Below are 21,952 nucleotides of genomic sequence, written 5' to 3' on the forward strand. Positions count from 1 at the left end.
AACTGACAGGCCAGCGGTTCGAAGACGTACCAAGGCGTGGCGATGACAACGCGGGAGAGCGCTCATGGGCACCGCTGTATCTGTACTGGACGCGTCGCACGCGCGCCCCGCGGCATCGCCGAACCCCGACGCGGTGGCAACCGTCACCGGCCTGCATGTCACCTTTCGGCGCAATGGGCGCGAGGTGCACGCGCTGCGCGGTGTGTCACTGGCGGTGTTGCCCGGTGAAATCCTGGGATTGGTCGGCGAATCAGGCTCGGGGAAAAGCGTATTGGGATTCGGCATGCTCGGACTGCTTCCGGCGTCGGCCCGAATCGACGGCAGTATCTCGGTGGCCGGTTCGGACATGGTGCACGGAGATGCCAAGGCGCTGCGCACAGTTCGTCGGCTCGATCTGGGCGCGGTGTTCCAGGACCCGATGACGTCGTTGAATCCGACGATGCGGATCGGCAAGCAGGTCGCCGAGGCCGCCGGCAGCGCCGACGAAGCGCTGCGCCTGTTGACCGCGGTCGGCATCCCCGACCCGGCGCGGCGGATGCGTGCCTATCCGCACGAACTTTCCGGCGGTCTGCGGCAGCGGGTGATGATCGCCATCGCGATCGCCGGCAACCCGGACCTCATCATCGCGGACGAGCCGACCACCGCACTCGACGTCACCGTGCAAGCCCAGGTTCTCCGGCTGCTGCAGCGGCTGCGCGACGAAATCGGTTGCAGCATTGTCTTCATCACTCACGACCTCGGGGTGGCGGCTCAGATTTCCGATCGCATCGCGGTGCTCTATGCGGGCCGTATCGCAGAGGTCGGCCCCACCGCAGAGGTCCTCGGTTCACCCGCCCACCCGTATACCCGGGGACTGCTGCGTTCACGGTTGACGCTGCAGACCGCCCGTGACAAACGGCTTGCCGCGATGCCGGGGTCGGTACCGAGTGCGCTGACGCCGTTGCCCGGGTGCGCATTCGCCCCCCGCTGCGAGCAGGTGACCGACGATTGCGCGAAATCACCGCCCGAGCCGGTTTCCGTCGGTACCGGACGGGTCAGCGCCTGCCTGCTGACACCGGAGCAGCTGCCAGACCAGCATGAGCCGGAACCCGTCGGCATGCCGGAACCCGTTGTCGGACAGCCGATCGGTGCGGCCGCCGCAGAGCTACCCGCCGCCGTCACGGTGACTGACGTGACCAAGACCTTTGCCGTCGCGCCGCGCGGCAAGCTACAGGCATTGCGTGGCGTGCGGCTCCAAGTGGGGCACGGCGAATCGCTGGCGCTGGTGGGGGAGAGCGGCTCAGGGAAATCCACCCTGTTGCGCGTGATCTCCGGGCTGGAGAAGGCGACCACGGGCAGTGTGGAGGTGGCCGGCGAGCAACGACCGCAGATGGTGTTCCAGGACGCGGGTGCGTCACTCACCCCGTGGCTGTCGGTCGGTGAGTTGATCTCCGAGCGATTGCGCGGCGCGAAACTCTCCCGGGCAGCCAGACGCGATGCCGTCATCGAGGTGCTGGCCCGAGTCGGGCTGCCCGCCGAGGTGGCGAAATCGCGTGCCGGTCAACTGTCTGGTGGTCAGCGCCAACGGGTTTCGCTGGCCCGCGCGACCATCGTGCCACCCGCGGTGCTGCTGTGCGACGAGCCGACCAGCGCGCTGGACGTTTCGCTGGCAGCCTCGGTGCTCAACCTGATCGGCGACCTGCGCCGCAGCCTGGACATGTCGGTGGTCTTCGTGACGCACGACCTGTCGGTCGCCCGCGTGGTGGCCGATCGCATCGCCGTGATGTACCTGGGCCGCATCGTGGAGATCGGGCCGGCCGAACAGGTCATCGGAGACCCGACGCATCCCTACACCCGCGCGTTGGTCGATGCGATTCCTGACCTCGGACGCGAATCACGGGTATTGCCAGGCGAACCCGCGAGCCCGCTGTCGCCGCCGACGGGATGCGCGTTCCATCCGCGGTGCCCGATCTCGGTCGAGGCGTGCAGCGGCGACGAACTCGATGTCCGACTCGTGGGGAAGGCCGGGGGCGCACACCAGGTGGCCTGTATCGAAAAGAAGGTGCCCTGATGGCTGTCGCGCTCTCCGCCCCGAGCCTGGTCCGCGGCCGGCTGCGCCTGGCCCTGCCGCAGTCGCGCTCGATGATCGTCAACTGGGTCGGCTTCTCCCTGGTGATCGTGTTGTCTCTCGCTGTCATCGCGGTGCCGCTACTGGCGCCGCACGACCCGCTGATCCCGGTCGGGATGCCGCTGCAACCTCCGGGTGACCACGGATTCCTGCTCGGCACAGACAGTGTGGGACGCGACATCCTCTCGCGCGTGCTCTACGGCGCGCGGTCGAGTTGGTTGGCGGCGCTGGCGGTGGTGGCGCTGGGTCTGCTGATCGGCGGGTTCGTGGGCCTGGTCGCCGGTGCGACGGGCGGTTGGATCGACGCGACGCTGATGCGCATCACTGACGGCTTCCTGTCCCTGCCTGCGCCGGTGCTGGCGATCGCGGTGGTGGCCGCGATGGGACCGAGTTTCCTGCACACGCTCATCGCGGTGTCCATCGTGTGGTGGCCGTTCTATGCCCGGCTGGTACGCGGGGAGGTGGCGCGGCTGGCTGCGCGCCCACATATCGAGGCGGCAAAACTGGCCGGCGTCAGCAGATTTCGGCTCGCCGGGCGGCACCTGCTGCCGGGCGCGGTGCCCAACGCGCTGGTTGCCGCCAGCCTCGATATCGGCACCCTGATCCTCACCCTGGCGGGCCTGTCCTTTCTCGGACTCGGCCAAGCCGCGCCCGCGCCGGAGCTCGGTGCCGACTCGGCGCGAAACCTGAGTTATTTCCTGCAGCAGTGGTGGATTCCGGTGATGCCGGGGCTGGGGGTGTTGGTGCTGGCTCTGGTCGCCAACATCTCCGGCGACTGTTTGCGCAATTTGATGAAGACGACCGCCTGATGACGACGGGCCGGGTGGGGGCACTGAGTGCCTGTGCGAAGAGAGGTCGGCGACCATTAAGACATTCATAGCGTCTCGGCTCGGGGCGATGGCGGCGATTCTGGTCGCCCTCACGGCAGTGATGTTCGTCCTGCAGAACATCTCACCTCTCGATCCCGTCAAAGCGCAGCTGGGTGCGCAGGCGTCTGCCGATGCGGTGGCGGCTCGACGCGCAGCGCTGGGACTCAACGACCCTGTCCTGGTGCAGTTTTGGCATTACCTGGTCGGCGCCGCCACCGGTGATCTGGGCACCTCGTATCGGACCCGGCACTCGGTGGTGTCCGATCTGGGGTCGTTCGTCCCGGCCACCCTGGAGCTGGCGCTGTGCGGCCTGGCGATAGCCATCGCGCTCGCGGTGCTGCTGGCGTTCAGCACGACTCTGAAGTGGCGGGGCGCGAATGTGCTTCGGGCAGTGTTGTTCACCGGATCCTCGGCGCCGATGTTCCTGCTCGGCATCGTCGGACTCATCGTCTTCTATCAGGACCTGGGCTGGGTGCCGGCCAACGGCCGGATCGCGGTGCCGAATCCGCCGACCGGTCCGACCGGCATGCTCACCGTGGACGGTCTGTTGCACGCGCGGCTCGATGTCGTGGCCGATGCCATGCACCACCTGATTCTGCCGGCGTTCGTCATCGCGATCGGCCCGGCGGTCGCGATCGGCCGGGTACTACGCAGCAGCCTGCTGGCCGATATCGACAGTGACTACGCGCGGACCGCCCGGGCCAAAGGGCTGTCCGAGACCCGGATCCTGGCCAGGCATGTGCTGCGCAACTCGGTCGGCGCCGCTCTGTCGATGACGGGACTCCAAGTGGGCCTGATGTTTTCGGGTGTCCTGGTGGTCGAGCAGGTATTCGGCTGGCCGGGCATCGGACAGTACATCGCGCAGAGCATTCCCGTCGCGGACTTTCCGGCGATCGCCGGCGTCACGCTGATGCTGGGTGCGATCTACGTCGTCATCAACACAGTCGTGGATCTGCTCCAGGCTGCCGCCGATCCACGTATCGCAATCACAGGAGGTTAGATGCCGAAACAGCCGCTCATCGTAGGCAATCCCGTGCTGGTCGTGGTTGACATGCAGGAGTCCGGAGACATGCCGGCCGAACTGGTCGGCATCGCGCACATGGCCGGGTACGACGGCCGAATTGCCCGGGCGCAGCGCCTGATCGCCGCCGCACGTGCCGCGCGAATCCCGATCGTGTTCTTCCAAGAGGTGCACCGCCCCAACGGGATCGACTTCGGACGCGAACTCGACGGCGCCGAGGGAGAGCACTGTGTCGACGGCCGGCCCGGCACGCCGCTGCATCCCGCACTGCTGCCCGACTTCGCCGGACCCAACCACGAGTTCCACATCGTCAAGCGCCGCTATTCCGGTTTCATCGGAACGGATTTCGAGATCGTGCTGTCCGGTCTCAGGGCCTCGACGCTGATCCTCATCGGTGGGCTCACCGATGTCTGCGTGCACTACACGTTCGCCGACGCGCACCAGCGTGACTTCTACGTACGGGTGGTCACCGACTGCGTCGGGGGCTCCTCGGAGTACCGGCACGACGCTGCCCTGGACGCCATGGAGTACCTGCAGTCCGGCGCGATGCGGACCACCGATGAAATCGTCGCCGCCTTTACCGAGATGTCCACCGAATTGTCCGAACCCGCCTTCGAAGGAGTTGCCCGATGATGAAGAGCCACAAGGTCCCCGCTCGCGCACGTGGCGGGTGGCGATACGCGGCCGCCGGTGCCGCCGTGATGTTGACGCTAAGTGGTTGCGGTGGCTCGAATTCCGGTGGCGGTGGCACACCGAATGCCGCCCCCACCGACAAAGTGCTGCACCTGTCGTTCCTGCAGGATCCGGGCCAGCCGCCGGACCCCGACATCTACTACGCCGGCCAGGGTCTGCTGCTGACCACCAACAGCTACGAAGGGCTGCTGCAATACAAATCCGGCGTCGACAAGGCCGTCCTGGAGCCGCTGCTGGCCACCAGTTGGACCGCATCGCCGGACAACAAGGTGTACACGTTCAAACTCCGCGAGGGCGTCAAGTTCCACGACGGCACCGCGTTCACATCGGCGGCGGTCAAGGCGTCTTTCGATCGCAGGCTGGCGGTCAACCAGGGGCCGGCCTACATGGTCAAGGATGTGGAATCGGTTACCACGCAAGGTGATTACGGGGTCACCATCACGCTCAAGGCGCCGAACTCGGCATTCCTCGACTACCTGGCGTGTCCCTACGGTCCCCGCATGCTCAGTCCAGAAGGCCTCAAGAAGAACGGCGCTGCCGACAACGCACAGGCCTACCTGACCAACCATGATCTCGGTACCGGCCCGTTCGTGCTGACGGATGCCCAGGTGGGCTCGCACTATGCACTCGCCGCCTTCCCTGATTACTGGGGGACCAAACCGTATTTCGAGAAGGTCGACATCCCGGTCATCACGGACGTGTCGGCGCAGCAGTTGCAGTTCAACAACGGCCAGGTGGCCGCCATCCTGCACGACCTGCCGTCGTCAGCGGTCCAGTCCTATCTGAGCAACAAGTCGTTCGCCAACTACTCGCTGCCGACGATGATGTCGAACTACGTGTACGTCAACCCGCGTAAGGGCATGATGACCGACGTCAAGAATCGGACCGCCGTGATGCAGGCGATCGACGTCGACGAACTGGTCAAGCAGACGTATTTCGGGCGCGGCAAGAAGGCCGAGCAGATTTACCCGCCGAACATGATGGCCGCCGAATTCGGCAAGCAGTCGGTCCCGCACGATCTGTCTGCGCTGTCCGAAATTGCCGGGAAACTGCCGGCCGACCAGAAGTCCGTCACCATCGGCTACGACTCCAGCAACCCCGATAACCAGCTGATCAGCAACCTGATTCAGACCGAACTGGCCGCGGCCGGTTTGACTGCCAAGGTGCAGGCGTACCCCACGTCGGAGATCTATGGCTGGGTCGGTGGTGACGGTCAGGCCGCACCGGAGATCATGACCTACCTCGGCTGGCCGGATGCGCCGTCGCCGTACACCTGGGGTCACATCTCGTGGGATGCCGATGGTGGTCTGAACTTCTTCGGGTGTTCAGCGCCACCGGTCAGCGCGGCGCTCGCCGCGGGTCTGCCGAACGCCTCGGCCACCGACTTCTCGACCGCCGGTGTGGAAGCGGTCAAGACGGGCTGCTGGCTGAATGTCGCTGATGTCAACGACTTCATGGTCGCCCAGCCCTGGCTGAAGGGAATCGAACAGGCACACGTCGTCACCAACCCGAACTCGCTTCGCCTGAACGCGCTTTCGGTCGGCTGATGGCAACGCTCGTCGGCAAGCCGGGGGTGCGCCGGATCATCCTGCTGACCCTGGGCTGGGAGGAACTGCCGAAGTCGGTGTCGGTGTACGGCGCGCCACCGGAGGAGCGGATGCGCGAACCGGTGCCCGGGGTGCTGCTGCAGACCGACGGCGGTTGGGTACTGCTCGACACCGGCTTCAACACCGCGCTCATACGTGACCCGGCGCTGTACCGGCGGTACTTCCCGACCGTCGAGTACCGCCCGGTGCTGCCCGGTCCCGGCGAGCCCATCGAGCAGCGGCTCGCGGAGGTCGGGGTGGATTTCGACGAGATCCACACCGTCGCCGTCAGCCACCTGCACCACGATCACGCCGGCGGCCTGAAACTGTTCGCCGGCAAGGTGCCGGTACATGCCCAGCGCCGCGAACTCGAGTATGGGCTGTCGAATCATCCTGAGCCTGAACGCAATGCGATCAATCGGGTGGACTTCGACGACCCGAACATCGAATGGCACCTGGCTGATGGGGAAGCCGAGATAGCCCCGGGGATCACCGCGGTGCCCACGTACGGGCATACGCCGGGGCATCAGAGCTTCGTCGTCCAACTGGACCAGTCCGTCGGCGGTGATGGCTTCGTATTCGCCTTCGACGCAGCTGATCTCACCGAGAACATCGAGCACGAACTCGCCATCGGCGGGTTCATCGACGTCGACCCGCAGGACACCATCGAGCCGATTCGCAAGCTCAAGAAGTTGGCCGCGGACAAGGGGTTCCAGTTGATCCCCGGACATGACCCACATGCCTGGCCGGAGCTCACTGAGCATTTCCACCACAGGTTCGGTCCGGTGTGATGCAGTGCGTACTGCGCGCGGATCAGGCACTTGTCGACGGTCATCTGCGCCCGGCGTCGGTCGGCGTGTCCGGCGGCCGGATCGAATTCATCGGGCCCGTGGACGCGGATTGCTCTGCCGTCGAAGAGATTCGGATCCCTGACACCGCGGTGCTGCTGCCGGGGTTCGTCGACACGCACGTTCATATCGACGATCCGGGCACCGACTGGGAGGGGTTTGACACCGCCACCGCGGCGGCCGCCGCGGCCGGTACCACGACGCTGGTGGACATGCCGCTAGACTGTGATCCGGTCACCACCAGCGTCGCGGCGCTCAATGTGAAAAAGGCCGCGGCCGAAGATAATTGCCACGTCGATATGGGGTACTGGGGCGGCGTGGTACCGGACAACCTGGATCAGCTGGCCCCGCTGCTGCGGGCCGGGGTACGCGGCTTCAAATGTTTTCTGGCTGATTCCGGCAACCCGCATTTTCCGCAACTGACCCCTGCACAATTCCGGGACGCCATGGCGCGCATCGCCGAACTGGGGTCGGTGATGTTGGTACACGCGGAAAGTCACCGAGTCATCGACGCCGGGCCGGCGCCATCGGGTCGCCGATACCGGTCGTTCCTGGCGTCGCGCCCAGATGCCGCTGAAGCGGACGCCGTGGCGTTGGTCATCGACACGGCGCGGGAGACCGGGGCCCGGGCGCATGTCGTGCACGTCTCCAGTGCCGCGGTGCTGTCCCGGTTGGCGGCGGCCAAGCGGGCCGGGATTGCGGTGACAGCCGAAACCTGCCCGCATTACCTGACATTCACCGCGGAGGCGGTCCCCGACGGGGGAACTGAATTCGCCTGCTGTCCACCTATTCGCGATGGAGCCAACCGGGAAATGCTGTGGTCCGCGCTGCACGACGGCACCCTGGATTTGGTGGTGTCGGACCACTCGCCGTGTGCGCCGCAGCTCAAAGCCGACGGCGATTTCGGCCGGGCGTTTGGTGGGATCAGTTCACTGCAGCTCAGTCCGCGGGCGGTGTGGACCCAGGCTGCCGCACGCGGTTTCGGGCTCGCCGACCTGAGTCGGTGGATGTCGGAGCGACCGGCGGCGCTGGCCGGCTACACCGACCGAGGCCGGATCGCGGTGGGTATGCGGGCCGACCTGTGCTCCTTCGATCCCGACGGCGAGGAGACGGTGAGCGCGGCTGCGCTGCGGCACCGTCACCCAGTGAGCCCGTACGACGGTGTGCGCCTGCGTGGTTCGGTGCTGCAGACGTGGGTGGCGGGCAGGCCCGCGCTGGCCCGGGTAGGGGAGACGGTATGAGAATTCTGGTGCTCAACCCCAACACCTCGGCGGCCATGACCACCGAGATCGCGGATGTCGCGCGGGCCGCGGCACATCCTGGGGTCGAGATCGTCTGCATGTCACCGCATTTCGGGGCGGAGGCGATCGATTCCGCGGCAGAGAGCTATCTGTCGGCGGTCGGGGTGATGGATGTCGTGGCCCGGCTCACCGGGGACGGGGTCTTCGACTTCGACGCGGTCGTGCTGGCGGGATTCGGCGAGCACGGGCGCGATGCGCTGGCGGAAATGCTGACCGTGCCGGTGTTCGACATCGCCGAATGCGCCGCGCACGTCGCCCATCTGATCGGTAGGCGGTTCTCGGTGATCACCACGCTGACCCGGTCGATCCCTGCCATCGAAGACCGTCTGCTGCTCGCCGGGCTGAACGCGCACTGCGCTTCCGTGCGGGCCTGCGGCCTGGGCACGGCACAGGTGGACGCCGACCCGGCCGGTGCCGTGCAGGCGATCGTCGACGAGGCGGCCCGCGCGATCAGCGAGGACGGCGCCGACGTGATCTGCCTGGGCTGCGCAGGGATGGCCGGTGTGACGGCGGCGATCTCGGCCAAACTCGGTGTTCCCGCCGTCGACGGAGTGGCCGCCGCGGTGGCCCTCGCACAAGCCGTTGTCGGGCTCGGTTTGTCCACCAGCAAGGCCGGGGTCTACGCACCCGGGCCGGACAATCCGCGCAGTCATTGGCCCCTGTCAACAGCGCTGGGGTCGGGAGTTCCGGGGTCATGACCGACATCGATCTCGCCTCCCGCGTCGTCGGAGGCAGCGTGGTGGCGGCCAGCGATGAATCGTTCGGGTTCAAGGAACGGCTCGTCGATCCGGCCGAGCCCGCCTTCGTGCCCGGTACCTACGACCTGCGCGGCGAAGTGGTGGACGGCTGGGAAACCAAGCGCCACGCAGGCCGCGACGGTGACTGGGCGATCATCCGGCTGGGTGCCGCCGGCCGGCTACACAGTATCGACGTCGACACCCGGTTCTTTTCCGGCAATCACCCGACCGCCTGCGCCGTCGACGCCTGCGCGCTGGAACGCACCGAGGACCCGGCCGGCCCCGCCGTGGTGTGGACCCCGATAGTGGAAATGACTGTGCTCAAGGCGGATTCGCACAATCTGCTGGCCGTGACAGACCGGCGCAGGTGGACGCACCTACGCCTGCGGTTGCAATCCGACGGTGGTGTCGCGCGGCTGCGCGCCTACGGCGAAGTGGTGCCGGACCCGGCACTGTGGGCCGGTGTCACCGTCGAGGTGTCGGGCCTCGAGCAGGGCGGGCGCGTCGAATGGTGCAGCGACAGTTTCTATTCCAGCGCCGGCTCGCTGATCGCCCCGAACCGACCGCACAACATGGGCGATGGGTGGGAGACCCGGCGGCGCCGCGATGTCGGGCCCGACACCCACGATGCGGTGATCATCTCGTTCGCGGTCCCCGCCGACCTGCTCCGGATCGAGATCGACACGTCCTACTTCGTGTTCAACGCCAGCCCCGAAGTATCGGTGCTGGGCAGCCGCTGTGTAGCCGATCGTGAACACGGTTGGGGTCTGGTCGCTTTCGACGTCCCGGTGCTGGCGCGCACGACGCTGATTCCCGATGCGCGACAGGTCTTCCCGGTCGATGTGGCCGGCGTGGCCGCACTGCGCGTGCAGGCCTACCCGGACGGCGGGATCGCCAGGGTGCGGGCACTCGGGGTTCCCGCCGCCGACGGGTTGCAGGTACTGCATGACCGATGGGAGGAGAGTTCGTGACCGTGCAGATGACCGAGTGTGCCGGGCTGTGGCGGCGCACCCTGCTGATCGGGGCGGACGGCACCCGGGACGACGAGCCCGGAGTGCTGTGGCTGCAGGGGCTGACGGCGTACGTCGACTCGCGCGGCTTCGCGGGGACGCTGGCGCAGCACGGCGACGTCTTCGAATGGCATCGTGCCGTGGACGTCGAGCCGCCCGGTCCGTTTCCGGATGCCGGCGTGATGACCTGGGACGGTGAGGTTCTCATCGAGGCCGGTGTGCACGAGAACTACATCGAGCATTGGGTCCGTGACCCGGGCTGCGACGGCGCGGACGACGACGGCCGGGTGGGCGCGCTGTTCCTTTCCGGAGCGGACGGCGCTCAGGCTCTGCTGCTCCGGGCCGGCGGGCTGTTCGGCTGGGCCGATCGCGGCCAGGTGCTCATCGGCACCGTCGGCGATGCCGCCTACCAGCAGCTCGGAATCGTGATGTGCGGCGACGAAATCCAGGCCAACGGCGTGCGCTGGACGGTGGATGAATCGGAAGGGGATGTGAATTCATGAGTGGCATAACGTCATTCACGTCGGTGCCGGTCATCGACATCGGTGGACTGTACTCACCCGAGCGCGCCGAGCAGGAACGGGTGGCTGCCGAGATCGGCCGTGCGGCAGCCGAAGTCGGCTTCTTCTACATCAGCGGTACCGGTATCGACGAGGCACTGTTCGACGCCATGCTCGCCGCCGTCAAGGAGTTCTTCGCGCTGCCGGTGGAAGAGAAGATGCGCAACTACATCGGGCTCTCCCGCTGCCACCGCGGCTATGTGCCGATCGGGGAGGAGGGCCTCGAGGGCACCATCCCGGACCTGAAAGAAGCGTTCGATACCGCGCTCGACCTGCCCGTCGACGACCCGGACTACCTCTCCGGCAACCCGATGCTCGGCCCCAACGCCTGGCCGGAGCTCGTGGGTTTCGCCCCGGCGGTGACCGCCTACTACCAGGCGCTGCTGGCGGTGGGGCAGCGGCTGCTGTGGGCATTCGCGGTGGCGCTCGGCGAAGACCCCGAGGTGTTCTCCCGGCACGCCACCAAGACCCCGAGCCAGTTGCGGCTCATCCACTACCCCTACAACCCGGATGCCAAGGACAGCATCGGGATCGGCGCGCACACCGACTACGAATGCTTCACGCTGCTCAAGCCCACCGCGCCCGGACTCGAGGTGCTCAATGGGGCAGGCGAGTGGATCGACGTCCCGCCGGTCGACGGGGCGTTCGTCGTCAACATCGGCGACCTGCTCGAGCTGTGGACCAACGGCGCGTTCGTGGCGACCAGCCACCGGGTCCGCAAGGTGGCCGAGGAACGGTACTCGTTCCCGCTGTTCTTCAACGTCGACTACTACACCGAGGTCAAACCGCTACCGCAGTTCGCCACCCCGGAAGCCAAGAGCCGCCCCACCTTACGGGCCGGCGAGCACCTCTTCGCGCAGACCGCGCAGACCTTCGCCTACCTCCGGCAGCGCATCGAGACGGGCGAACTGGTGTTGCCCGACGGTTCGCTGGGTCTGGGACAGTTCGGTCAGCAGGCCCTGCAGGAGGTGGACTAGTTGATGGGCGCGTTGAGCCAGTGCAGGTCGTCGAGCATGCCGCGGGCCGCCACGATGCCCTGACCGGTCTGCCACACCTCGTTGTTCACGATGAACACCCGGTTGTCGCGGGTGGCCGCAAGCTTCTTCCAGGCCGGGCTGTCGAGCAGGGTCCGGGCGCGTTACGTGGCGGCAGGGGGAGGCGCCGGGGCGGATTTGATCCCTCTGGACCCCGATTTGACCCGTCCGCGCCACAAAGTGGGCCGAGATTGCTGATCCACATCCGTCTCATCTCTGCTCCACATGCTGTGGAAAGCCATGTTCGGGCTGTGCTTGAATTTAACGCAGAGGGGATCTCGACCGGGGGTGTTCGAGTGAGTGGCGCGTGCGCGCGCAGCTGATCGGAGTCGCAGACTGACATGAGCCAGCCCAATCCGTTTGACTTCAGCGACTTCGGGCCGCCACGTCGCGCGGCGACTCCTGTGCCGGGACCGCTTGCCCCAGGGGCCCAGCCGAACATCGCGGGCCCGACGTCCACGGGCTTCGATCCATTCGCAGGCCAGCCACCGAGCCGGGCCGTCGCGCCCGGCGGTCCGGCTGGAACCGGCGACGTGTTCGGTGGACATGGGCGTCCCGCCGGTGGCGCGGTGGACGTGTTCGGTGGGCAGGGGGCTGTTGTCGGGCCCCTGGCACTCACCGGGCCGCCGCTGACGCTGTTCGGGGCGGCGCTGGCCGCGGCTGTTCTCGGTGTCGTCGTCGGGTTGATCGGCGCGTTCGCCGTCCACGGGGCGCTCTTGCCGCCGCTGGCCGGCTGGTTGCTGGCCGGGCCCGTCGCGGTCGGGGTGTTGGCTCAATATTCGCGGGTGGATACCCGTCGCCGCACTGATGCCGTGTATTCGGCGCCTACGTGGACCGGCGGCGCGTACTGGCTGGTGCTCGCCGTATGTCTGGTGGGTATTGCAGTGGCCGCGTGGCAAATTGCGTTGTGGGCGGGTCGGCTGTAGATGGCACCCCTGATCCACCACCGTGCCGTTGTCTTCGTCCGCGCCATGGTGGCGGCTTTGCTGCTCGCCCTGACCGCCATGACCGGTTGGGCGTCGCCAACCGCACACGCCGCACCGGAGAAGAACGCCGGCGCGAACCGGTTCGGCTCATGTTTGGCCTCCCAGAAATCCGGTGACCTGCTGCTGCTGTTCGACGAATCGGGCAGTCTCACCCAGACCGACCCGAAGGCAGCTCGAGTGCAAGCCGCCCGCTACCTGCTGCAAACCCTGGGGCGCTACGCAGACCGGGTGCAGGCCGATCTGTCGGTGAGCGTTGCGGGATTCGCCGACACGTACGTCACCGAGCACGATTGGACACGGTTGACGGCGGGCAGTGCGGACTCGCTGGGTGGCTCATTGGCGCCGCTTGCCAACAAGAACACCGGCATCGATACCGACTACTGGCTGGCCCTCGACGGAGCGCGGCAAGCGTTGGCGGCGCGCGGTGCCGGGCGCTGCCAGGCGGTCGCCTGGTTCTCCGACGGCAAGATCGACTTCACCCAGCGCCCGGGCACGAAACCGTATGCCGACGGGATCTCGCTGGACTCACCGGATGGGGTCGCCGAAATCGGACGCCGTGCGGTCGATTCGATCTGTCGGCCCGGTGGGTTGGCGGACCAGATCCGGTCCAATCGAATCGTCATGCTGGCGATCGGGCTGGGGGCCGATGCCGCCCCGGCCGATTTTGACGTGATGTCTGCGATCGCAACCGGCCATGGCCTGGCCGGAAAGGGCTGCGGCGACATCCTCGACCCGGTGCCGGGGGATTTCTACCCGGCGGCCGACATCGATGACATGCTGTTCGCCTTCGACGCGCTGAATCCCGACCCCGGCGTCACCAATCAGGGCCCCGTGTGCAAGTTGCAGGTATGCCCGGAGGCCCGACACAACTTCGTACTCGACCGGTCGATCAAGTCGGTCAGCATTCTGGGCTCGGGCGGGCAACCCGGCGTCGTCCCCTATTTGGTGGCACCAGGTGGGCAGACGATGGAGTTGCCCAAGACCAACGGCAAAATCAACGCCGACCTGGGCGGCGTGCCCGTCAGCTATGAGTGGCAATCGGATTCCGCGCAAGCGATTTCGATGCAGAACACCGGAAATCCCTTGTGGGCCGGCCAGTGGGCGATCGTGTACGTCGACGTCAGCGGCCAGCACCCTGAAGCGGTGTCGAAGGTGAACATTCATATCGTCACCGACATCTTCCCGGCGTTGGCCAACCCGAAGCTGGCGTGGCGCAGCGGTCAGGTGCTCGAAGGCGTGAAATTCATGCTGGTCGACGGTCAGGGCAAGCCGGTGACCGACCTCGCGGGCACAGCGCTGATGTCGGCGTCGCTGGTACCCAACGGCGCGGCGCCGATCCCGTTGCTGACCTCGGTCAGCGGTCCCGACATCGGTAAGCCGTTGGACGTAGACCTGCGCGATGCCAGCCCGGGGCAGGCGACCTTGCGGATGTCGCTGATCATCACGACCGCCGCGGCCACCGACCCGGCCGGCACGCAGATCGCGCCCGGCACCCAGCTGTCACCGCAAGGCGTCGAGGTGCCGGTGCAAATTCTGCCCCGACTCGGGATGCCGACTCCAGGCGAGCGCGTCGATTTCGGCGCAGTGGAAGCGGCCAAGGGCGCGAGCGGCACCCTGCCCATCACCGGCCCCGGCTGCGCATGGATAGACGACAACGACGCCACCAAAGTCGTCGCGGCGCCGGACGGCGTCGGCACCCCGCGGGTGAGCGCCGGCGCGAATTCCGCGCAGAACTGTCTGAAAGTGCAGGCCGGCCAGACCAGCAACCTCGATCTGACGCTGCGCACCGAGCACGACGGGCGTGGGGGGCTGTCCGGCACGGTTCCGGTACATGTTGCGCCGCTGGAGAACACCACCGAATCGCAAACCGTCGACGTGCCGTTCGTGGCGTCATTGACCAAACCGCTCAACACCACGAACTTCGTGTTGGTCCTCATCGCCGCACTGCTACTCGGTCCCGGCTTGCCATTGGCCTTGCTGTACGCGACCAAGTGGTGGGTGTCGCGCATCCCCGGCACGGTTCTGCTGGCCGAACGCATCCCCGTCGAGGTGAAGTCCGGTGCGGTCGTCCGGGGCGGGGAGCCGTTTGCCCCGGCCGAGACCGACCTCGTCCACCCAGTGCCTGGTTTGTCGGGCGGGACGCGGAAACTGGAGGTGCACGGTGTCACCCTGGCCGCGACGATGGGTCGCAGTCCGTTCGGGACCGGCCGGGTCGTCGTGACGGCCGATGGCCGGGTCAGCGTCGGCTCCAAGATGCCCGGCACGGACCGGTCCGGTGTGCGAGCGGTGCTGCCGTTGGCGATCCACAACACCTGGGTCGTGCTGTATGACCCGCGCGGGCCGGAGTCCAGCGCGGAGGTGTTGATCCTGGTGGCGGGTACCAGCGACGTCAGTGCGAAACAAAAGATCTACGACGACATCAACCAGCGTCTGCCCGATCTGCTCACCGCACTGCGAGCCAGTGCGGTGCAGTCCGGGCTGGTGTCGGCGTACGACGGCGAGCAATCGAACTCGCCGTTCGGGCAGGCCGCCGGCCCAGGTGGGGGGAGCGGCTCAGATCCGTTCAGCGCTGCTGCGCCCGCCGCTGCGGCGGCCCAGGCAGCGCCGTTCGCCGATCCCTTCGCCGGTCCGTTCGGGGCGCAGCCGACCGCTCCCCGTCCGCCTGTGGGGCCGCCGATGCCCCCCAGTGGGCCACCGCCGCAACACCGGCCGCCCGGAGGTCCTCAGTTCTCGGGGCCGGGCAACAGGCCGGCCGATCCCTACGCCGGCACCACAGCCGGCCCGGCCTGGCAGGACGTCCCAACTCCGGCGGGACCGCCCGATCCGTACGCCGAAACCCGCGAGGCGCCGCTTTCCTACCAGCCGGGCGCCAGGTTCGCCCCCGGACCTCAGAACCCGACGGCCGGCCCCCGCGGCGCCGCGCCACCACCCGATCCCGCGCCGCCCCAGCGGCAACCGATCAACCCTGGCAATGAACCTTTCAACCCATTCGGGGAAGGAACCTGATGCGACGATTTCTGGTAGTGGGATGCGGTGGTTCCGGTGGCGCCACGCTGGCGTTCATGATGGACCAGCTGCGTTCGGAGCTGCTCGCCGCCGGGGTCGACCATTTGCTGGCGGGTTGGCAGTTCGTGCACATCGACGTACCGAGTGGCGCCGAACCCGGCCCCGAAGGCCTCGCGAACGTCCCCGCTCAGGGCGGCACCTACATCGGCTGCGGGCCGCAGGGCTCCAGCTACTCGATTCTCGACGGGGCGCTGTCACAGCGGCTGGTCGCTGATGGCGCGCTGGACACCATCGCGACCTGGGCGCCGCGCAATCCCCAAGAGGTGACCAACCCCATTTCCGCGGGTGCAGGCCAGTACCGGGCCATTGGCCGGATGATCACCCTCAGCAAAGCCGCCGAAATCCAGACCCGCCTGCAATCGGCATGGGACCGGCTGTTCCGGGTGGAAACCATGTCCGAGATGGCGGCCGTGACTGTGCCGGGAATGGGCCGCTTCGACCCGAACGATCCGCCGCTGGTGCTGGTGGTGTCCTCGATGGCCGGTGGCGCGGGAGCGTCAATGGCATTGGACGTGTGCCGGTTGCTGACCATGGTCACCGGTTTGGACCCGAAACTCATGGGCGTCTTCATGGTCACCCCTGACATCTTTGAATCCCTCCCGGAGAGCGCCCGCATCGGAGTGCGCGCCAACGCGCTGGCCATGCTCGGCGAGATCGTCGCCAGTCAGTCCGGAGCAGCCCGCGAACACGACGTACGCGTCCTTCGCGCGCTGGGCCAACAGCACGGCGATGGCGAACCGGTACCGTTCGCCCGGGTCTTCCCGATCGGGCGCTACATCGGCGCCGAGCGCACCCAGTTCGGGGATGGCTCCCAGGGTGCGGTGTATCGCGGGCTGGCCCGTGGGTTGGCCGCGCTGATGATGAGCGGCAAGGCGACGTCCCAGTTCGTCTCCTACGACCTCGGTAACACCGCGTCGCCCGAAGGTGACCGTGATCTGCTCGGCTGGGGTATCGCCACCTGGGATGTGTTGCCCTGGGGCACCTACGGTTTCTCCAGCCTGTCGATGGGCCGGGACCGCTACGCCGAGTACGCCGCGCAGCGGCTGGCCCGCAGCAGCGTCGACAAGCTGCTGTTCGGCCACATCCAGCCGGGTAATGCGGCGTCGAGCACCGAACAGCTGGACTCGCTGATGGCCTCGCAGTGGCAGCGTCACTGCAGCGCACTACGACTGCCCGCAGCTGTGGGTGACGAGCAGTCCAGGGTCGGTGTGTTGGGCAATTGGATCGCCACCAGCGCCTTCTCGCCCGATGCGGTGGCCGCCACCGTGAACGGCATTCTCGACCGACAGCTGCGCGGTTATCTGCCCAACCCGGCGGGGATGACCGCAGACCAATGGGTGCCGGTTTTTCGGCAGGCCGTGCAGAACCGCGGTCCCGAATTGTCGAGGGCCTGCGCCGAAGCCGCGTACGCGATGGCATTCGCGTGGCAGCGCGACTTCGCCGAGCATCTCGAGGACATGATCGCCGGCAGCGTATCGGCCATGGGGTTGCCCTACGCGCGGGAACTGGTCGACCGCCTGCGGCGCTTCATAGACGATCAGCTCGCCCCTGGCGCGGCGCAGCTGGGCGCCATGGGTGCGCCCGACATCGCCGGCGTCCCGCCGCAGGTCGACGCCGCACTGCGATCGCTGCGCGGGGTGATGTCAGGGGCCGATCAGGTCTTGGCCATGGCGATGGACGGGTTCCGCGCCAATGTGCGTCGACAGCTCTACGCCGATGCCGTCGCGCGGATCGCCGACGTGATGAAGGTGATGGGGGTCGAGCTGTTGGCGCCGCTGCGCGACGCGCTCGGTGAGGCCATGATCTTGTTGGAGAAGGCGCGCACCGAACAGCCCTCCGACGTGGGCCTGGCTCGGTTGGCCACCGACCAGTACGCGGCGTGGCCCGCCGACGCCGACGAACTCGTCTCGCCCCGGTTCTCGGAAGCCAACAACGAAGTGCTGCTGATCAGCTCGTCTGCGTTCAAGGGACGTTACGAGACGGATCTACCCAAGGCGGTGGCCGGCAACACCGCGATGATTCCGCTGCGCAGCGCCATCGACGCAGCGTGCGGGCAGGTCGTGGTCGGGCAGTGGCCGACTACCGGCGGCACCGCCGCGCCGGGTGGGCTGATCACGCGGACGTCGACGTGGGTGACTCGGGCGCTCGGCATCGATCCCGAATCGGGTCGGCCACGGGTTCCGTCGATGGCGCAATTCGATGTGCATACCCGGCCTGCCGAACTGTTGTCGCGGGCGCGGATGTACATCCAGCGGCCGGGGGAGTCGTTCGAGGAGTTCTGCAAGGTGTCTTTGCGCGACTACGTCGCCGGGATGGGTGCTGCGGAATCCGAACTGTCGGAGCGCCGCCGCGACATCGCAGGCAAATTCGGTGAGGCATTGTCGTTGGCGCGGCCGCTGGCAAGCGTCAACGAACAGGCGCTGCAACGGGTGCATCCGGGCAAGCAGGTGGAGTACCGCTACAAGTTTTCGGAGATCCCATTCGCCGGGCAACCGGTCGCTGATGCGTTGGCCGACGTGCTGCGCACCAATCCGCGCATCGATCAGGCGACCAAGGACAACTACGAGCGGTCGCTGTCGGATGAGGACACCGTGACCAGGGTCGACATTTTCGGGTCCTACCCGAACTATTCGCCGCTGGCGTTCGACTCGGTGCTCAAACCCGCCGCGCAGCAGTGGGCGCAGATCGCCGGTCCGGGTCGGGCGGGGTTCTGGCGGTGGCGTCGCTCGCGGCCGTTGGCGGCTTCGTTGCCGATGACCGACGACGAGCGGCGCACCATGACGGCCGGCTGGTTCCTGGGACAGCTGACCGGCCGAATCCAGATCCCGGCGTCCCCGTACACCGATCCGGTGCGCATCTATGACGGGCAGGACAACCAGTGGCTGGCCTTCCCGAATCCGCTGCTCACCCCACCCTCGGCTTTTCAGGCGTCCTACGACTGGCTACCGGCGGTACTCGAGAGCGTGCTGCTGGCCATCGCGCAGTCCCACGAGCCTCCGGTAATGCGTTCGCTGCGCCCCTATGGTGTGCTGCGCCAGCTCTATGACGCGCACACCCAGGACCCGGCCAGCGGCATCGTGGAGCTGTCCGCCGCGGCCCTGTGCCGAGAGTTCCTCAAGACCGGGACCGCCGGACCGGGAATCACGTCCCGCATCCCGGCAGTGGCTGCGGCGACAACGCCGGATGAGAGGGCCGCTGCCAGCGAACAATGGCTGAGTCAGATTCGCGATGTGGCCGCCCAGTACCTGCCCGTCGACGCTGCCGGTGCCGCACCCGACGGGGCGTTCACCACGGTGGCGACCCGCTCGAAGGCCGCCAAGACGCCGATCTTCCGTGACATTGCGCCCGAAGTGTTCTGGGCCACCGACACGCTGATCCGGCTGGTGACTCGCGAAGCCGCGGCGTTGGCGAGCGGGCAAGCGTCGGGCCCGGCGTTCATCGACGACGGCAGCTTCGTGGCGATCCCGGAAGGGGGCACGTTCTGACCACGACCGCGCGGTTGCCCGCGCTGACGGTATTGGTGGTGCCCTCGCACTACGGCGAGGATGTCACTGCCGTGCTGACCGACTATTCGGCAGCCGGCCTGCTGGACCCGTTCGTGTGGATCAGCGATGCCAGGCTCGGCGGCCCCTCGACACCGGCCACGCTGGTGCGGCAGGGGCGCGGCGAAACCGTGCAATTGCAACAGCTCTTGACCAGCGAGCGATACAGCCGCGTTCGTATCGCGGTGCTGGTACCCGTTGAAGGTGAACCAGCCCAACGGGTATCGCTGGCCGCCGAACAGTCCATCGAGCAGATCGTGCGAAGTTGCGCGGTGGGTGCCCGGATCGTCCTGTTGCGGGCGCTCATTACCGGCGGCTCGGCCGCCCCCCAGCCGGCCGATTCGACCCTGATCCTGGAAGGTTGGCACAACCTTCTGGTCGCTCCGGAAGATTCAGCGAGCCCCGGGCTCGGTGCGGTGGCCTGGGGGCACCTGGTCGACCCGGTCGACATCGCCCAGCGCGCCGCGCCGGTAGTCGCCGCTGTCGCAGGCATGTGGTCCGGTGTCGACGGAACTCCGTTCGACACCCTGGAAATCCTGCCCGGACAGACGGTGCGCGTGGTGCGTGCCTTCTACCGTCGCCTCGACAGCGCCGCAGTCGAGCAGCGGCTACGTACTCACTTGTTCGACCCCGCCGGCCGGTTGCCGCTGCCCCGCGGTGGGGACCTGCCGGTGGTCTACGTCGACGATGTCGCCACGGCCGCCCAGACGATGGCCCGCATGCTCTGGACCAAGCATCGTGACGTACTGCGCGGGCCGCGCCTGGCCGGGCCGGACTCCGCGGCGACGGCGATCTCGATCTGGACCGCGGTGCGCATGTTCTGCACCTTCATGGGTGCGGCATTGCGCAATGCACCCGGCGCGTGGCTGTCCGCCGTCAAGAGCACCGTCACCGCAGCAGTCGTCGGCTCCGTCCAGGGCACGGTATTCGGCAACAGCAATTCCGCGTTCGCGGTCGTCGCCAACGCTGATCTGGCCAACTGGGAGGAAGTCGGCCGCAATGCGGACACCCTCAGCGCCGCACTCGGCGGGCCTGGGCCGACCGACCAGCGGGCCCGCGCCGACCTCAGCGCGCTGTGGACCGATTTCGTCAACGGGGCGCTGACCCTGGCAGACGGAGGTCGCCGTGGTGCCGGCATGGAGCCCATCGGTGTCGGCTCAGGGGTGGGCGTGGTGGCGAACGCAGCCGACGTGGTGGGCGGCCGCGGCGAGGAGTTCCGCGGTATCCCGACCTCGTTGGCCGCGGTCATAGGCTGCGACGCGGTGCACCCGGCCGACGTCCTCGGCGCCGCCGAGGTAGCCGACCGGCTCCAGCGCGCCTACCAGGATCCCGCGGCGGGACTGGAGGCCCGCACCGCGAGTACAGCGCTGGCGGAATGGCAGTCCGTCATGGCGAAAAGCTATGCGTGGCAGGCCAGTTCGATTCTTGCCGATTTTCTGGGCCGCGCCCGCACCGAGGTCGCGAGTCTGGTTTCGGCACTGCAATCCGCCGGTGCCGAAAATGGTGACGAGCGACTGCGCGCTCGGCAGCGCACCGTCGGCGTCATCCTGAAGGCGTCCACCTGGGCGGTGTTGGCGGTGCTGATCGCCACGATCGGGTCCGCGGCGGTCGGCTGGGTGACGTGGACATTCTCGCTCAGCCTGGCGGCAGTGATGGTCGTGCTCTACGTGCTGGTATCGCTGGCGCTGTTCTTGGTGATGCAGCGCGATCTGTTCGCCGAAATGAATCTGCGCCAAAACCATGAAGAGCAACTGCAGTACATGCACGGCAATCTGCGCAACGCGCTGGCCGACGTCAGTCGGCTATCGAGCGCATACGGGCAATTGCTGGCCTGGAGCCGGGTGTTGGGTGCGGTTTTGCGTGCCCCGTTCGGCCCGGCTCCGGCCGGCAGCGAGCCGGCCGGTCAGCTGGCCGACGGGCTGCCACGCAGCACCCAACTGGGGGTTGCGGCTCCCCGTGGTGAACACGGCGCCCATGCGGTGCACACCATCCAGCGCAACCTGTACGCCCTGGGGTGGCTCAGCGCGCCTTGGCAGGACATGGTGACCACCGCCGCGGCGCGGCTGCGCGAAGAGCCCGAGATGTTGTTGCGGATGCCTGGTGCCGGGTCCGGCTCGGGGCTGGATCAGTGGTCGGCCGCCGTCGCGTCCGGACAGGTCCGCGCCGGCGGCGCCGATGTGCTGTGGGGCCGGGTGATGCAGATGTTCGCCCAGGACACCCAGGTGGCAGACGCGCTGACCGGCCAGGTGCTCGTCGAGGGGTACCCCGGACCGGTTGCCGCGGCACAGTTCAGCGCCGGCATGACCGAAGGGCGCGACGCGCCTGCCGCACCGTTCCACAGTGCCCTGTTTTCCAACTCCGCGATGACCGCCGGGCGCTCATCGGTGGCCATCCACGACACCGCGGTGGTGCGCACCGGATTGGGCTACCAGGCCGTGGTCGTGCAAGCCAGTGAAGGTTTGCCGCCCTATGACTTCGCGATCTTCGAACCGCCGCTGAATTTCCTCCCCGGCAGCGAGGGCGAAGTGACCACGATGCTCAAGCAATCCGACTGGTCGGGCAATCCTCCGGGTCAGGACTTGGTGTTCTAGA

15 protein-coding genes and 1 pseudogene are annotated in these 21,952 nt (G+C 67.5%); 15 read left to right on the plus strand and 1 reads right to left on the minus strand.

The window, feature by feature from the left end; genetic code table 11:
• The first annotated feature begins 64 nt into the window (after positions 1 to 64).
• Genes A7G45_RS28380 through A7G45_RS28430 form a run of 11 tightly spaced genes read left to right on the plus strand, consistent with a single transcriptional unit; the run spans position 65 to position 11,709 of the window.
• Entirely contained in the window at positions 65 to 2,050 is a 1,986-nt protein-coding gene (locus A7G45_RS28380) for a dipeptide ABC transporter ATP-binding protein (RefSeq protein WP_260941847.1), read from the plus strand.
• On the plus strand, positions 2,050 to 2,916 hold the full coding sequence (locus tag A7G45_RS28385) for an ABC transporter permease (RefSeq protein WP_260941849.1): 867 nt from the start codon (positions 2,050 to 2,052) through the stop codon (positions 2,914 to 2,916). The genes A7G45_RS28380 and A7G45_RS28385 overlap by 1 nt, the downstream gene beginning before the upstream one ends.
• Before the next feature lie 55 nt (positions 2,917 to 2,971).
• Positions 2,972 to 3,976: an ABC transporter permease gene (locus A7G45_RS28390; protein ID WP_260942222.1), complete on the plus strand. Its 1,005-nt coding sequence runs from the start codon at positions 2,972 to 2,974 to the stop codon at positions 3,974 to 3,976.
• Positions 3,977 to 4,630 (plus strand): cysteine hydrolase family protein, encoded by a 654-nt coding sequence (locus A7G45_RS28395; RefSeq protein ID WP_260941851.1) that lies wholly within the window; start codon positions 3,977 to 3,979, stop codon positions 4,628 to 4,630.
• Positions 4,630 to 6,237, plus strand: coding sequence for an ABC transporter substrate-binding protein (locus tag A7G45_RS28400; protein ID WP_260941853.1), 1,608 nt, complete (start codon positions 4,630 to 4,632; stop codon positions 6,235 to 6,237). Before A7G45_RS28395 ends, A7G45_RS28400 begins: the two co-directional genes overlap by 1 nt.
• On the plus strand, positions 6,237 to 7,067 hold the full coding sequence (locus A7G45_RS28405) for an N-acyl homoserine lactonase family protein (protein ID WP_260941855.1): 831 nt from the start codon (positions 6,237 to 6,239) through the stop codon (positions 7,065 to 7,067). The genes A7G45_RS28400 and A7G45_RS28405 overlap by 1 nt, the downstream gene beginning before the upstream one ends.
• Entirely contained in the window at positions 7,067 to 8,365 is a 1,299-nt protein-coding gene (gene allB / locus A7G45_RS28410) for an allantoinase AllB (protein WP_260941858.1), read from the plus strand. The genes A7G45_RS28405 and allB overlap by 1 nt, the downstream gene beginning before the upstream one ends.
• Positions 8,362 to 9,123, plus strand: coding sequence for an aspartate/glutamate racemase family protein (locus tag A7G45_RS28415; RefSeq protein ID WP_260941859.1), 762 nt, complete (start codon positions 8,362 to 8,364; stop codon positions 9,121 to 9,123). The genes allB and A7G45_RS28415 overlap by 4 nt, the downstream gene beginning before the upstream one ends.
• Positions 9,120 to 10,133, plus strand: a complete 1,014-nt coding sequence (alc, locus tag A7G45_RS28420; protein ID WP_260941860.1) for an allantoicase — start codon at positions 9,120 to 9,122, stop codon at positions 10,131 to 10,133. The genes A7G45_RS28415 and alc overlap by 4 nt, the downstream gene beginning before the upstream one ends.
• Positions 10,130 to 10,675 (plus strand): hypothetical protein, encoded by a 546-nt coding sequence (locus A7G45_RS28425; protein WP_260941861.1) that lies wholly within the window; start codon positions 10,130 to 10,132, stop codon positions 10,673 to 10,675. Before alc ends, A7G45_RS28425 begins: the two co-directional genes overlap by 4 nt.
• The gene (locus tag A7G45_RS28430; RefSeq protein ID WP_260941863.1) at positions 10,672 to 11,709 is read left to right on the plus strand and encodes an isopenicillin N synthase family dioxygenase; all 1,038 of its coding nucleotides are present in this window, start codon (positions 10,672 to 10,674) and stop codon (positions 11,707 to 11,709) included. The genes A7G45_RS28425 and A7G45_RS28430 overlap by 4 nt, the downstream gene beginning before the upstream one ends.
• On the opposite strand, the pseudogene A7G45_RS28435 reads toward A7G45_RS28430, so the two are convergent.
• Positions 11,706 to 11,867: pseudogene (locus A7G45_RS28435) on the minus strand (iron-siderophore ABC transporter substrate-binding protein); the annotation flags it as partial. The gene A7G45_RS28430 and the pseudogene A7G45_RS28435 overlap by 4 nt on opposite strands.
• A 240-nt stretch (positions 11,868 to 12,107) precedes the next feature.
• Here A7G45_RS28435 and A7G45_RS28440 point away from each other — a divergent pair.
• Genes A7G45_RS28440 through A7G45_RS28455 form a run of 4 tightly spaced genes read left to right on the plus strand, consistent with a single transcriptional unit; the run spans position 12,108 to position 21,951 of the window.
• Entirely contained in the window at positions 12,108 to 12,692 is a 585-nt protein-coding gene (locus A7G45_RS28440) for a hypothetical protein (RefSeq protein ID WP_260941865.1), read from the plus strand.
• Positions 12,693 to 15,758 (plus strand): vWA domain-containing protein, encoded by a 3,066-nt coding sequence (locus A7G45_RS28445; RefSeq protein ID WP_260941866.1) that lies wholly within the window; start codon positions 12,693 to 12,695, stop codon positions 15,756 to 15,758. It begins immediately after the preceding gene.
• The gene (locus A7G45_RS28450; protein ID WP_260941868.1) at positions 15,758 to 19,303 is read left to right on the plus strand and encodes a tubulin-like doman-containing protein; all 3,546 of its coding nucleotides are present in this window, start codon (positions 15,758 to 15,760) and stop codon (positions 19,301 to 19,303) included. The genes A7G45_RS28445 and A7G45_RS28450 overlap by 1 nt, the downstream gene beginning before the upstream one ends.
• A 38-nt stretch (positions 19,304 to 19,341) precedes the next feature.
• The gene (locus A7G45_RS28455) at positions 19,342 to 21,951 is read left to right on the plus strand and encodes a hypothetical protein (RefSeq protein ID WP_260941869.1); all 2,610 of its coding nucleotides are present in this window, start codon (positions 19,342 to 19,344) and stop codon (positions 21,949 to 21,951) included.
• The last annotated feature ends 1 nt before the right edge of the window (position 21,952 follow it).

It is taken from the genome of Mycolicibacterium llatzerense, from assembly GCF_025331195.1.
Lineage (GTDB): Bacteria > Actinomycetota > Actinomycetes > Mycobacteriales > Mycobacteriaceae > Mycobacterium > Mycobacterium llatzerense.

Bases quoted from the DNA above. Each gene is read 5' to 3' on its own strand.
- A7G45_RS28445 (WP_260941866.1), top strand. From the start codon at position 12,693: ATGGCACCCCTGATCCACCACCGTGCCGTTGTCTTCGTCCGCGCCATG.
- A7G45_RS28450 (WP_260941868.1), top strand. From the start codon at position 15,758: ATGCGACGATTTCTGGTAGTGGGATGCGGTGGTTCCGGTGGCGCCACG.
- A7G45_RS28405 (WP_260941855.1), top strand. From the start codon at position 6,237: ATGGCAACGCTCGTCGGCAAGCCGGGGGTGCGCCGGATCATCCTGCTG.
- A7G45_RS28380 (WP_260941847.1), top strand. From the start codon at position 65: ATGGGCACCGCTGTATCTGTACTGGACGCGTCGCACGCGCGCCCCGCG.
- A7G45_RS28400 (WP_260941853.1), top strand. From the start codon at position 4,630: ATGAAGAGCCACAAGGTCCCCGCTCGCGCACGTGGCGGGTGGCGATAC.
- A7G45_RS28430 (WP_260941863.1), top strand. From the start codon at position 10,672: ATGAGTGGCATAACGTCATTCACGTCGGTGCCGGTCATCGACATCGGT.
- allB (WP_260941858.1), top strand. From the start codon at position 7,067: ATGCAGTGCGTACTGCGCGCGGATCAGGCACTTGTCGACGGTCATCTG.
- A7G45_RS28395 (WP_260941851.1), top strand. From the start codon at position 3,977: ATGCCGAAACAGCCGCTCATCGTAGGCAATCCCGTGCTGGTCGTGGTT.
- A7G45_RS28415 (WP_260941859.1), top strand. From the start codon at position 8,362: ATGAGAATTCTGGTGCTCAACCCCAACACCTCGGCGGCCATGACCACC.
- A7G45_RS28440 (WP_260941865.1), top strand. From the start codon at position 12,108: ATGAGCCAGCCCAATCCGTTTGACTTCAGCGACTTCGGGCCGCCACGT.
- A7G45_RS28385 (WP_260941849.1), top strand. From the start codon at position 2,050: ATGGCTGTCGCGCTCTCCGCCCCGAGCCTGGTCCGCGGCCGGCTGCGC.
- alc (WP_260941860.1), top strand. From the start codon at position 9,120: ATGACCGACATCGATCTCGCCTCCCGCGTCGTCGGAGGCAGCGTGGTG.